This is a genomic window from Streptomyces sp. NH27 (genome assembly GCF_056859195.1).
The window spans coordinates 1-11838 of sequence record NZ_JACEGK010000229.1 but is presented as its reverse complement, the minus strand read 5'-3'; the positions used below and the strand labels follow the sequence as shown (position 1 = coordinate 11838).

Genomic DNA, 11838 nt, shown 5'->3' with positions numbered 1-11838 from the left:
GCCCGAAGAAGGACCAGCTGATGTCGCAGCCGCCCCCGCCCCCCGGAAATCCGCCCCAGTACGGGGGCTCCGGTGGAGCTGTGCCGCCGCCCCCTTCGCAGCCGGACAACCCGTACGCCTCGCCGCCGCCCCCGGGCCAGAACCCGTACGCGGCGCCCGCCCAGCCCGCCTTCCCGCAGCAGCAACAGCAGCTGCAACCCCAACAGCCGCCGCAGCCTCCCCCGTCGGCGCCCGCACCCGGCTACGGCTACCCCGGCCCGCAGCCGCCGCAGCCCCAACAGGGTTACGCGCAGCCCGGATACGGCCAGCCGCAGTACGGTCAGCCGCCGGCGCAGGCCGGTCCGTACGGCTACCCGCAGCAGGCGCCGCCGCCGCAGTACGGCCAGCAGCCCCCGTACGGTGGTCAGCCGCCGTACGGTCAGCAGCCGGGCATACCCGGTGGCGGCGGGTCGAAGAACAAGCTGGTGATCATCGTGGCGGCCGTGGTGGCCGCGGTGCTGGTGATCGTCGGCGGCGTGTACTTCGCGACCAAGGGCGGCGACGGCAAGCACGACCCCAAGCCGCAGGCGAACTCCGGTGGCACCAGCGGTGGTCCGACCACCGCCGGGCACAAGTCCCAGCTGGACTTCAAGTGGGACAAGGACGCCGACGCCGTCGCGAAGAAGGACAACCTGAAGGACGCGCTGGGCGTCTGGTTCACCGACAAGTACGTGGTGAAGAACCAGATCAACCAGGTGGTCGGGTACGACATCGGCACCGGCGCGCAGGCGTGGACGATCCCGGCGGTCTCCGGCTCGGAGTGCACCGCGGCGCGTGACTCGTACCACGACATGACGGCGATCCAGTACGGCGCCGAGTGCGACAAGGTGATGGCGATCAACATGGCCACGGGCAAGATGCTGTGGACCGTGGAGCTGCCCGGCGGCGACACCTCGCCGGACTTCCACTTCTCCGAGATGGCGGTCAGCGGCGACGCGGTCGGCGTCACCTGGGGCGAGGGCTCGATCGGCTACCGGCTCAGCGACCAGACGAAGTTGTGGCAGGGCGGCGACGGCGACAGCGGCGACGACTGCAGGGACGGCGGGTACGCGGGCGGCGCGCAGTTCGTGGCGATCCTCAACTGCGGCTACGACACCTCCTACAAGGTGCAACTCGTCGATCCGGCGAAGTCCGGTGCCCCGAAGTGGACTTGGGCCGCGCCGGAGGGCCTGCAGGTGAGCGCGGTCGTCTCCACCGACCCGGTGGTGGTGCTGCTCGGCACCCAGGACACCACCTACACCGACGTGGCGACGATCGTCGACGGCCGGCTGCAGTCGCGGGTGTCGCTGGGCACCAAGAAGTACAAGATCGACGAGGACGGCACCGAGGTGCAGTCCGTGCACGACGTCCTGGTCGACAAGGACACCGTCTACCTGACGCTGGACGGCGGTTTCTCCGGCTCCGGCAACGTGCTCAGCGGCATCGCGGCCTTCAACCTGTCGGACGGCAAGCAGAAGTGGGTCACCAAGCCGACCGGTAACTACGACATCGACGGCATCGGCTTCCAGGACGGCAAGGTGCTCGGGTACGAGACGCCGCAGTACGAAAAGCCGGGCAAACTCGTCACCCTCGATCCGGCCGACGGCACGCTGAGCACGTACGCGACGCTCGGCAGCGATGCGGAGGACAAACTGGACTCCGTCGGGGACTCCCGCTACATGGTGTGGCACGACAACACGCTCTACCTCGCGTCGAAGACCGTGTATTCGGGCGAAACCGGGCAGAAGTACCTGGTCGTGTACGGATGATCGCGGGCGCGCCCGGGAACATCCTTGGCGCGCCGGGCGGTCCGATCGTAGGACCGTGTCACGTTTCCACCGCCAGGGGCGCGCGCGGCGCCGGGAAGCGGGTATTTTCGCGGCGGGCGCGTGCTTCCGTGCAGGGGCGCGGTTGGGACCGGTCCGGTCGCGGTATGGACTGGGGACCGGGACCGGCGGCCGTCGGGGCCGCAGGGGATGGGGGAGACCCGAGATGGGTGTACGGCTCGTCGTGGTCGACGACCACCGGCTGCTCGCCGAGGCGCTGGCTTCGGCTCTGAGACTGCGCGGGCACCGCGTGCTGGCGGCTGCGGCGCCCGCCGCGGGTGCGGCCGAGCTGGTGCTCAGCAGGGCGCCCGAGGTGTGCCTGTTCGGTACCGCCGCGCCCGCCGAGCCCGGCGCGTTCGACACGGTGGCGCGGATCAAGCGGGAGCGGCCCGCGGTGGCCGTGGTGGTGCTCGGCCCGGTGTCCGACCCGCGCGGGATCGCCGCGGCCTTCGCGGCCGGCGCGTCCGGGTACGTCCGGCACGACGAGCGGATCGAGGGCGTCGAGCGGGCCATGGCCAAGGCCAGGACCGGCGAGGTCGCGGTGGCCCAGCAACTGCTCCAGGGCGCCTTCGCGGAGCTGCTCAACCCGGCCCGGCAGCCCGACGACGAGGGCGCCCGGCTGCTGGACATGCTCACCCCGCGTGAGGTCGAGGTCCTGGTGCGGGTCGCCGAGGGCGAGGACACCCGGGTGATCGCGGCGGGGATGCGGATCGCGCCGAGCACCGCGCGCACGCATGTGCAGCGGGTGCTGATGAAGCTGGGCGTGGGTTCCCGGCTGGAGGCGGCGGCCCTCGCGGCCCGTACCGGGCTGCTGGAGCGGGCGGCCGAAGAGCCGACGCGATGAGCGAGGGCCACCCCTGACCCCCGGGCGCGCCTGACTCCCTGGGAGGCTCCTGGCCCCGGGTGGCCCCGCGCCCCTGGGAGGCTTCTGGCGCCGGGTGTGCCAACCCCCCGGGCCGCCCCTGACCCGCTGAGGCGCCCTGCTGCGTCGGTGGCGGGACGGCCTGTCGGTGGTTGGCTCCCCGCGCCGTTCCTCCTGTCCCTTCGCGGCCGTGGGGCCTCCGCCGCCCCGGGAGGACCCATGCGGAGCTCAAACGCTCCGGCTGCGCTGCCGTTGCGTCGTGGTCTGTTCGGCTTTGTTTGGTTGTGCCCCGCTGCGGTCTGCCGTGGTCCTTTGCGACCAGATCCCCCATCGTGACGAAGCTATACGACTTCGTAGCTCCCCGGCATTGACTGTTCTGTTGCGTTGTGATTCATTGTGTGCGGTTCTGTTGGAAGCGTGTTGAGTGATCGTGGTGTGAGGTGCCGTAGGTGAAGAAGACGCCGACCCGGCTCGCGGATGGCCGTGAGCTGATCTACTACGACTCAGCTGACGCCGTGGTCCGCGACGCGGTCGACCCCCGCCCGCTCGAACCGGTGGCCACCACCACCGAGACCCGCTTCGACCGGCTGCTCGGTGACAGCGTGGCCGTCGCCTCGCACCGGCAGGGCCGTACGTACCACCCGCCGGCCGACCAGTGCCCGCTGTGCCCCTCCCGCGAGGGCCGGCAGACCGAGATCCCGGCCGCGGACTACGAAGTCGTCGTCTTCGAGAACCGCTTCCCCTCGCTCACCGGCGACAAGGGCCGCTGCGAGGTGGTCTGCTTCACCTCCGACCACGACGCGTCCTTCGCGAGCCTCACCCCCGAGGCCGCCCGCCTGGTGCTCGACGCGTGGACCGACCGCACCCGGGAGCTGTCCCAGTTGCCCGGCGTCGTCCAGGTCTTCCCGTTCGAGAACCGGGGCGAGGAGATAGGCGTCACCCTCGGCCACCCGCACGGGCAGATCTACGGGTACCCGTTCACCACCCCGCGCACCGCGCTGATGCTGCACTCGCTCGCCGAGCACCGCGCGGCCACCGGCCGCAACCTCTTCGACGACGTGCTCGCCGACGAGCGTGCCGACGGCAGCCGGATCGTGCTGGCCGGCGAGCACTGGACGGCGTTCGTCCCGTACGCGGCGCACTGGCCGTACGAGGTGCACCTCTACCCCAACCGCCGGGTGCCCGACCTGCTCGGCCTCGACGAGGACGCCCGCGCCGAGTTCCCGCACATCTACCTGGAACTGCTGCGCCGCTTCGACCGGATCTTCGGCCCCGGCCAGCCGCCCACCCCGTACATCTCCGGCTGGCACCAGGCGCCCTTCACCGCGGCCGACCGCCGGGAGTTCGCCCTCCACCTGGAGCTTTTCACCATTCGCCGCACTTCGGGCAAGCTGAAGTTCCTCGCGGGTTCCGAATCCGGCATGGGCGTGTTCGTCAACGACGTGCCGCCGGAGGCCGCGGCGCTGCGACTGCGAGAGGTGGCCACGAAGTGACCGAATCCACCGGGTCCCCCGGACGTAAGAAGCTGCTGGTCACCGGGGGCGCCGGCTATGTCGGCGGCGTCGTGGCCGCGTACCTGGTCGAGGCCGGTCACCAGGTGACCGTGCTGGACGACCTGTCCACCGGCGTACGCGCAGGGGTGCCGGCCGGCGCCGAGTTCGTCGAGGGACGGGTCCAGGACGCCGGCAAGGTGCTCGACGGCTCCTACCACGCGGTGCTGCACTTCGCCGCGTCCTCCCAGGTCGCCGAGTCCGTCGCGAACCCGGAGAAGTACTGGCGCAACAACGTGGCCGGCACCCTCGAACTGCTCGCCGCCATGCGCACCGCGGGCGTGCGCAAGCTGGTCTTCTCCTCGACCGCCGCCACCTACGGCGAGCCCGCCACGGTGCCGATCACCGAGGACGAGCCGACCGCCCCCACCAACCCCTACGGCGCCACCAAGCTCGCCGTCGACCACATGATCACCGGGGAGTGCGCCGCCCACGGCCTGTCCGCGGTCTCGCTGCGCTACTTCAACGTGGCCGGCGCCTACGGTGCGCACGGCGAGCGCCACGACCCCGAGTCGCACCTCATCCCGCTGGTGCTCCAGGTCGCCCAGGGCCGCCGCCCGTCGATCGCCGTCTACGGCGAGGACTACCCGACGCCCGACGGCACCTGCCTGCGCGACTACATCCACGTCGCCGACCTCGCCGAGGCCCACCTGCTGGCCCTCGACAAGGCCCCGGCCGGCGAGCACCTCATCTGCAACCTCGGCAACGGCAAGGGCTTCTCCGTCCGCGAGGTCATCGACGCCGTCCGCCAGGTCACCGGCCACCCGATCCCGGCCACCTCGCAGCCGCGCCGCCCCGGCGACCCCGCGGTGCTGGTCGCCTCGGCGGACCGCGCCCGCGAGCGGCTGGGCTGGCAGCCGAGCCGCACCGACCTGGCCGGCATCGTCCGCGACGCCTGGAACTTCGCTCAATCGCTCGGGGAGGGCGACATACGATGACCGACGACTCCGCATTCGAGGCCGCGTTCAAGGACGTCTTCGGGCGCGCACCCGAGGGCGCGTGGGCCGCGCCGGGCCGGGTCAACCTGATCGGCGAGCACACCGACTACAACGACGGCTACGCGATGCCGTTCGCGCTTCCGTACGTCACCCGCGCGGCCGTCGCCCGCCGCGACGACGGGCTGCTGCGGATGCACTCGGCGGACATGGACGGCGGCACCGTCGAACTCGCGATCGCCGACCTCGCCCCCGGCACCACGCCCGGCTGGGTCCGCTACCCGGCCGCCGTGCTGTGGTCGCTGCGCCAGGCCGGCCACGACATCGGCGGCGCCGACCTGCTCTACGACAGCAGCGTCCCGGTCGGCGGCGGGCTGTCCTCCTCCGCGGCGCTCCAGGTCGTCACCGCCCTCGCGCTCACCGAACTGCACGGCGTGCAGGGCATCTCCCGGCAGGACCTCGCGCTGCTGTGCCAGTCCTCCGAGAACACCTACGTCGGCGCGCCGGTCGGCGTCATGGACCAGACCGCCTCGGCCTGCTGCACCGACGGCCACGCCCTGCACCTCGACGTGCGCGGCCTCGGCCAGCGGCAGGTGCCGCTGGACCTCGCCGCCGCGGGGCTGGCGATGCTGGCGGTCGACACCCGCGTCAAGCACGCGCACTCCGACGGCGCCTACGGTGAACGCCGGGCCGGCTGCGAGGCCGCCGCCGCCGCGCTCGGCCTGCCCGCCCTGCGCGACGTGCCCTTCGAGGGCCTGGCCGACGCCCTCGCCGCGCTCCCCGACGACCGGCTGCGCCGCCTGACCCGGCATGTCGTCACCGAGAACCGCCGGGTCGAGGAGGTGCTCGCGCTCTGCGACGCCGGCCGGGTCCGCGAGATCGGCCCGGTGCTGAGCGCGGGGCATGTCTCGCTGCGCGACGACTTCCAGGTCTCCTGTCCCGAACTCGACCTGGTGGTGGACGCCGCGCTGGCCGCGGGCGCGCTCGGCGCCCGGATGACCGGCGGCGGCTTCGGCGGCTCGGCGATCGTGCTGCTCGAAGCGGGCGACCTGAACCGGATCACCGAGGCGGTGTCGGCGGCGCTCCCGCAGTCCCGGCACTTCACGATCGCCCCCTCCGCGGGGGCCCGCCGCCTCTGGTAGGCACGCAGCACACGGGTTGACGCGGGCGGCGCCGGGCAGACCGGCGCCGCCCGTCGCATGTGCGCCGCCGCGTGTAGTTGGTGGAGCGCGCAGTGCCGTGCAGTGGTGGGACGTGGTGTGGTGGGCGCGGCGCGGCGCGGTCAGCGCACCAGCGGCGCGGCCTGGGCGACGAACGCCTCTATGGCCCGGCGGGCCGACTCGTCGCGCGTGTCGTGCTCTTCCTGGTCCGTCGCGTTGGACACGTCCCAGGTGGACCGGTACGCCCGCTCGGCGGCGAGCACCACGTCCGGCCGGTCGGTGAGCAACTTCACCCGGTAGAGCGCCTGTCGGGTGGCGGTCCGCAGCCGGTGCGCCTCGTCCCGTACCCGCAGATACGCCTCGCCGTCGGGGTGCTGCGCTCTCAAGTGCCAGCGGGTGGACTGGCCGTGGCGGTACTCCTCGACCGCGGTGGCGTATGCGCTGTACGTCGTCACGCGTTCCTGGCGGAGTGCCTCGGCCCGCGCGAACAGTTCGCTGCGACCGGCCGCGAGGCGCTGGAAGGCGTAGGTGAGCACCGAACCCAGCAGTGTGCCGGCGACCGCCACGGCACTTGTCCAGACAGCTTCCACGGCACCAGTCGACCACACGTTCGCCGCGTGCGGAGCCGGTTCCCGGACCGGCTTCGCACGCGGTGGGAACGGGTCCGCTCCGGCGTGAACGGGCTTGCGGCCGAACGGCCTTGGCCCGGCTCGACCCGTTTCGGCCTGCCGTGCCCCGCCGCGGACCGTGCCGGGTCGGCTCGTGCGGGTCAGCTCTTGCGGTGGCCGATCAGCCGCGGCTGCTGCTCCAGGCCGGACAGGCCGTTCCAACTCAGGTTCACCAGATGCGCGGCGACCTCGGCCTTCGGCGGGCGGCGGGCGTCGAGCCACCACTGGCCGGTCAGCGCGACCATGCCGACCAACGCCTGCGCGTACAGCGGGGCGAGGTTGGGGTCGAAGCCGCGCTGCTCGAACTCGTGGCCGAGGATGTCCTCGACCTGCGTGGCGATGTCGCTGATGAGGGAGGCGAAAGTGCCGGTGGACTGGGCGACGGGGGAGTCCCGCACCAGGACCCGGAACCCGTCGGTGTACTGCTCGATGTAGTCGAGCAGGGCGAACGCGGCCTGTTCGAGGAGTTCGCGGGGGTGGCCGCCGGTGAGTGCGCCGGTCACCATGTCGAGCAGGCGGCGCATCTCACGGTCGACGACAACGGCGTAGAGCCCTTCCTTGCCGCCGAAGTGCTCGTAGACGACGGGTTTGGAGACCCCCGCCTGGTGCGCGATCTCCTCCACCGACGTGCCCTCGTAGCCGCGCTCCGCGAAGAGCACCCGGCCCACGTCGAGGAGTTGCTCGCGTCTTTCCTTGCCGGTCATCCGGACCCGCCGGGTGCGCCGCGCGCTCGGGCCCGCCGGGGCGGAGGACCGCCTGGTTCTTCCGTCTTCGCCCTCGCTCACCGGCTCATCATGCCGCTTCGTCGACGTCCTGCCGGTTCTTCTCCTGGCGGCGGGACTCGATCCGGGCTGCGTCCGGCCAGCGGACGTCGGAGGCCCAGCCGGCAAGTTCGAACCAGCGGATCAGGCGGGCACTGGAGTCGACCTGGCCGCGCAGCACGCCGTGCCGGGCGGAGGTGGGGTCGGCGTGGTGGAGGTTGTGCCACGACTCGCCGCAGGACAGCACGGCCAGCCACCACACGTTGCCCGAGCGGTCCCGGGACTTGAACGGCCGCTTGCCGACCGCGTGGCAGATGGAGTTGATCGACCAGGTGACGTGGTGCAGCAGGGCCACCCGGACGAGTGATCCCCAGAAGAACGCGGTGAACGCGCCGTACCACGACATGGTGGCCAGGCCGCCGACCAGCGGCGGGATCAGCAGGGAGGTCGCCGTCCACAGCCAGAAGTCGCGGGAGATGCGGCGGATCGCCGGGTCCTTGATCAGGTCGGGCGCGTACTTCTCCTGCGGGGTCTGCTCCTCGTCGAAGAGCCAGCCCATGTGCGCCCACCACAGGCCCTTCATGAGGGCGGGGAGGGTCTCGCCGTATCGCCACGGGCTGTGCGGGTCGCCCTCGGCGTCGCTGAACTTGTGGTGCCGGCGGTGGTCGGCGACCCAGCGCACGACGGGGCCCTCGACGGCCATCGAGCCGGCGATGGCGAGCGCGATCTTCAGCGGGCGGTTGGCCTTGAACGAACCGTGCGTGAAGTGCCGGTGGAAGCCGATGGTGATGCCGTGGCAACCGAGGAAGTACATGACGACCATCAGGCCGACGTCCAACCAGCTCATCCCGCGTCCCCAGGCCAGTGGCACCGCCGCGGCGAGCGCCACGAAGGGGATGCAGATGAAGAGCAGCAGGGAGATCTGCTCGATCGATCGCTTGCTCTCGCCGCCGCGGGTGGCACTTGGCACCGGCGATCCCTGTCCTGATGAGGACCCGGGTTCCGGGGACTCGGTGATCACGTCCGTCTGTGTGGTCATGTGCGTCCCTTGGGGAGAGGAGGGGGACTGAATATGGGCTGGTGGGAAAGTCGCTTGCACGGCGCAGGGGCCGTGTGCCGCACAACCTACGCCTCCGTAAGTATTGCAGCGGCTTCAGGCGGGCGACAGGACCAGTCGGGTAAGGGTCACCTTCCCTGTCGGGTGTCGTTCGAGTGGATCTTTACCCCACAACGGCGTCGCGTCCACCCCGTGTCGTACGGCATGATGGTTCCGTCCGGCCCGGCGGACCCCGAAAACGGGTCCGGCAAGTCGAGTTGATCCGCCGTGGTGTAATTGGCAGCACTGGGGCTTTTGGTGCCTTAAGTCCGGGTTCGAGTCCTGGCGGCGGAGCGGATCGGGAGAAGATTCCACACCCTCGGTAAGCTGCGGTTGTCCAGCACCCGAAGCCCCGAAGCCGAGGAGTCTCCCGCGTGAGCCCCAACCGCCCGGCTGCCGTCGTCATCCTCGCCGCGGGTGAGGGCACCCGCATGAAGTCGGCCACTCCGAAGATCCTGCACTCGATCTGCGGCCGCTCGCTGATCGGCCACTCCGTCGCCGCGGCCCGCGCGCTGGACCCCGAGCACCTGGTGGTGGTCGTCGGACACGGCCGCGAGCAGGTGACCGCGCACCTCGCCGAGCAGGACCCGCAGGCGCTGACCGCCGTGCAGGAGGAGCAGCTCGGCACCGGCCACGCGGTACGCATCGGCCTCGCGGAGCTGGCCCGGCGCGGCGCCGCCTTGGACGGCACCGTCGTGGTGACCTACGGCGATGTGCCGCTGTTGACCACCCGGACGCTGGCCGCCTTCACCGCCGCGCACCGCGACGAGGGCAACGCGGTCACCGTCCTGACCGCCCAGGTGCCCGACCCGACCGGCTACGGGCGGATCGTGCGCGGCTCGGACGGCCAGGTCACCGCGATCGTCGAGCAGAAGGACGCCGGCGACGCGCTGCGGGCGGTCAAGGAGATCAACTCCGGCGTGTACGCCTACGACGGGCGGCTGCTCGCGGAGGCGCTCGGCAAGCTCACCACCGACAACGCGCAGGGCGAGGAGTACCTCACCGACACCCTGGCGATCCTGCGTGACGGCGGCCACCGGGTGGGCGCGTACGTCGCCGCGGACCACCACGAGATCGCCGGGGTCAACGACCGGGTGCAGCTCGCGCGGGCCCGCCGGGCGCTCAACGACCGGCTGCTGGAGCGGGCCATGCTCGCCGGCGCCACCATCGTGGACCCCGCCAGCACCTGGATCGATGTCACCGTCACCTTCGAGCCCGACGCGCTGGTGCACCCCAACACGCAGCTGCTCGGCGCCACCAGCATCGCCGCGGGCGCCGAGGTCGGCCCGGAGTGCACGCTCACCGACACCTCGGTCGGCCCGGGCGCCAGGGTCTCGCACGCGGTCGCCGACCACGCCGAGATCGGCGAGCAGGCGTCGGTGGGTCCGTACGCCTACCTGCGGCCGGGTGCGCGGCTGGGCGCGAGGGCCAAGGCGGGCACGTACGTGGAGATGAAGAACGCCGCGATCGGCGAGGGCACCAAGGTGCCGCACCTGAGCTATGTGGGTGACGCGACCATCGGCGACCACACCAACATCGGCGCCGCCACCGTCTTCGTGAACTACGACGGCGAGACCAAGCACCACACCGTCATCGGCAGCTACTGCAAGACCGGTGCGGACAACATGTTCGTCGCCCCCCGGGTGATCGGCGACGGCGTGTACACCGCGGCCGGCTCGGTGATCACCAAGGACGTGCCGTCCGGTTCGCTGGCCGTCGCCCGCGGTCAGCAGCGCAACATCGAAGGTTGGGTGGCCCGCAAGCGGCCCGGCAGTGCCGCTGCGCAGGCGGCCGAACGCGCACAGCAGCAGGGCGACGAGCCCGGCGCACAGGAGTGAGTGAGGGTCGTCTCATCGGCCGGACGTGAGGTGCACAGGTGCGCCGGATGGGGCGTACCGTGTGTGGTGCACACAATTCCGCCAGCCCGCCCGACTTGGGGCGGCGCTGTGCCGAACACCAGTCGAACACCTAGGAGACGGTGCAGTGACCGGGATCAAGACGACCGGTGAGAAGAAGCTGATGCTCTTCTCCGGCCGCGCCCACCCCGATCTGGCGGAGGCGGTGGCATACGAGCTGGGTGTCGAGCTCGTGCCCACCCGTGCTTTCGACTTCGCCAACGGCGAGATCTATGTGCGGTTCGAGGAGTCGGCCCGCGGCGCCGACTGCTTCCTGATGCAGAGCCACACCAGCCCCATCAACCAGTGGATCATGGAACAGCTCATCATGGTCGACGCTCTCAAGCGGGCCTCCGCGCGGAGCATCACCGTGATCGTGCCGTTCTACGGCTATGCCCGGCAGGACAAGAAGCACCGCGGCCGCGAGCCGATCTCGGCCCGGTTGATGGCCGACCTGTTCAAGACCGCGGGCGCCGAGCGCATCCTCACCGTCGACCTGCACACCGACCAGATCCAGGGCTTCTTCGACGGCCCGGTGGACCACATGGTCGCGCTGCCGGTCCTGGCGGACTACGTGGCCGCGAAGGTGGACCGGGCCAAGCTCACCGTGGTCTCCCCGGACGCCGGCCGGGTCCGGGTCGCCGACCGCTGGTGCGACCGGCTGGGCGCGCCGCTGGCGATCGTGCACAAGCGCCGCGACCCCGACGTCGCCAACCAGGTGAAGGTCCACGAGGTGGTCGGCGACGTCAAGGGCCGGGTGTGCGTGCTGGTCGACGACATGATCGACACCGGCGGCACCATCTGCGCCGCGGCGGACGCGCTGTTCGCCAACGGGGCGGAGGACGTCATCGTCACCGCCACGCACGGAGTGCTCTCCGGACCTGCCGCGGACCGGCTGAAGAACTCCAAGGTCAGCGAGTTCGTCTTCACCGACACGCTGCCGACGCCGGCGGAGACCGACCTCGACAAGATCACGGTGTTGTCGATGGCGCCGACCATCGCCAACGCGGTGCGCGAGGTCTTCGAGGACGGTTCGGTCACCAAGCTCTTCGAGGACACCCACTAAC

Annotated in this window: 10 protein-coding genes and 1 tRNA gene; 8 read left to right on the top strand and 3 right to left on the bottom strand. The window is 71.4% G+C overall.

Translation table 11 applies throughout. From position 1 onward, the window contains the following. Positions 1 to 80 precede the first annotated feature (80 nt). From AC13HU_RS19610 to galK, 5 genes are all read left to right on the top strand, one after another. Positions 81 to 1787 carry an outer membrane protein assembly factor BamB family protein gene (locus AC13HU_RS19610; RefSeq protein WP_483043206.1) on the top strand — a complete coding sequence of 569 codons (1707 nt, stop codon included), beginning with the start codon at positions 81 to 83 and terminating at the stop codon, positions 1785 to 1787. Positions 1788 to 2010: 223 nt separating this feature from the next. After that, on the top strand, positions 2011 to 2688 hold the full coding sequence (locus tag AC13HU_RS19605; protein ID WP_483043205.1) for a response regulator transcription factor: 678 nt from the start codon (positions 2011 to 2013) through the stop codon (positions 2686 to 2688). Between the two features lie 467 nt (positions 2689 to 3155). Then, a complete protein-coding gene (galT, locus tag AC13HU_RS19600) occupies positions 3156 to 4199 on the top strand; it encodes a galactose-1-phosphate uridylyltransferase (RefSeq protein ID WP_483043204.1) in 1044 nt (347 codons plus the stop codon). Next, positions 4196 to 5194 (top strand): UDP-glucose 4-epimerase GalE, encoded by a 999-nt coding sequence (galE, locus tag AC13HU_RS19595; protein ID WP_483043203.1) that lies wholly within the window; start codon positions 4196 to 4198, stop codon positions 5192 to 5194. The genes galT and galE overlap by 4 nt, the downstream gene beginning before the upstream one ends. Continuing rightward, positions 5191 to 6333: a galactokinase gene (gene galK, locus AC13HU_RS19590; protein WP_483043202.1), complete on the top strand. Its 1143-nt coding sequence runs from the start codon at positions 5191 to 5193 to the stop codon at positions 6331 to 6333. Before galE ends, galK begins: the two co-directional genes overlap by 4 nt. Before the next feature lie 140 nt (positions 6334 to 6473). On the opposite strand, the gene AC13HU_RS19585 is transcribed toward galK, so the two are convergent. The 3 genes from AC13HU_RS19585 to AC13HU_RS19575 form a co-directional block, all read right to left on the bottom strand. Beyond that, positions 6474 to 6941 carry a hypothetical protein gene (locus AC13HU_RS19585; protein WP_483043201.1) on the bottom strand — a complete coding sequence of 156 codons (468 nt, stop codon included), beginning with the start codon at positions 6939 to 6941 and terminating at the stop codon, positions 6474 to 6476. A gap of 179 nt (positions 6942 to 7120) precedes the next feature. After that, positions 7121 to 7804, bottom strand: a complete 684-nt coding sequence (locus AC13HU_RS19580; RefSeq protein WP_483043200.1) for a TetR family transcriptional regulator — start codon at positions 7802 to 7804, stop codon at positions 7121 to 7123. A 7-nt stretch (positions 7805 to 7811) separates the two neighbouring features. Continuing rightward, positions 7812 to 8819 carry an acyl-CoA desaturase gene (locus tag AC13HU_RS19575; protein WP_483043199.1) on the bottom strand — a complete coding sequence of 336 codons (1008 nt, stop codon included), beginning with the start codon at positions 8817 to 8819 and terminating at the stop codon, positions 7812 to 7814. 279 nt (positions 8820 to 9098) lie between these two features. On the opposite strand from AC13HU_RS19575, the gene AC13HU_RS19570 reads away from it, so the two are divergent. The 3 genes from AC13HU_RS19570 to AC13HU_RS19560 all read left to right on the top strand — a co-directional run bounded on the left by AC13HU_RS19570 (position 9099) and on the right by AC13HU_RS19560 (position 11837). Then, positions 9099 to 9170 (top strand) — tRNA-Gln (locus AC13HU_RS19570). A gap of 80 nt (positions 9171 to 9250) precedes the next feature. Continuing rightward, a complete protein-coding gene (gene glmU / locus AC13HU_RS19565) occupies positions 9251 to 10714 on the top strand; it encodes a bifunctional UDP-N-acetylglucosamine diphosphorylase/glucosamine-1-phosphate N-acetyltransferase GlmU (protein WP_483043198.1) in 1464 nt (487 codons plus the stop codon). Between the two features lie 145 nt (positions 10715 to 10859). Beyond that, a complete protein-coding gene (locus tag AC13HU_RS19560) occupies positions 10860 to 11837 on the top strand; it encodes a ribose-phosphate diphosphokinase (protein ID WP_483043197.1) in 978 nt (325 codons plus the stop codon). Position 11838 lies beyond the last annotated feature (1 nt).